At 60.4% G+C, this 452-nt stretch carries 1 protein-coding gene; it reads right to left on the reverse strand.

The window, feature by feature from the left end; all coding sequences use genetic code 11:
* Positions 1-41 precede the first annotated feature (41 nt).
* Complete coding sequence (locus D3D02_RS19760) at positions 42-245, reverse strand: hypothetical protein (RefSeq protein WP_004572578.1); 204 nt, start codon at positions 243-245, stop codon at positions 42-44.
* Between the last annotated feature and the right edge of the window lie 207 nt (positions 246-452).

The following is a 452-nucleotide window of genomic DNA, read 5'->3' on the forward strand; positions in this document are numbered from 1 at the left end:
GCCATCACACCGCAATGCCGCGGGCGTCACGCCGTGGTAGTTTACTCGTCGGACTGTTCTTCGATTCGCGTTTCCAGTCGTGCAACGTCGTCTTCCAACTCCTCGACGCGCTGTTCGAGTTCACGTCGCCGCCTGCCCACGACGGCGATGAGTGATTTCAACAGCAGGCCGCCGACGAAGAGAAAAATGAGGACGGATGGAACGAGAACGACGAGAATCCCCGGAAAATCTGTCGACAGGTACATACGGGGACGAGCGCCCGACGTGTCAAAAATTTGTTGTCTGGCTACTCGTCGGTAAACCGACTCGAGTCCTGCGAAGCGAGCGCGACGTTCACGGCCGCGACGTTCTCCGGTACGTCGTGGACGCGAATGATGTCAGCGCCGCGGTCCGCAGCGATAGCCGTTCCCGCGATGGTTGCCGCGAGGTTGTCCCCGGTTTTCTCGCCGACG

Origin of the sequence: Halobellus sp. Atlit-38R (genome assembly GCF_003665925.1) — an archaeon.
GTDB classification, from domain to species: domain Archaea; phylum Halobacteriota; class Halobacteria; order Halobacteriales; family Haloferacaceae; genus Haloquadratum; species Haloquadratum inordinatus.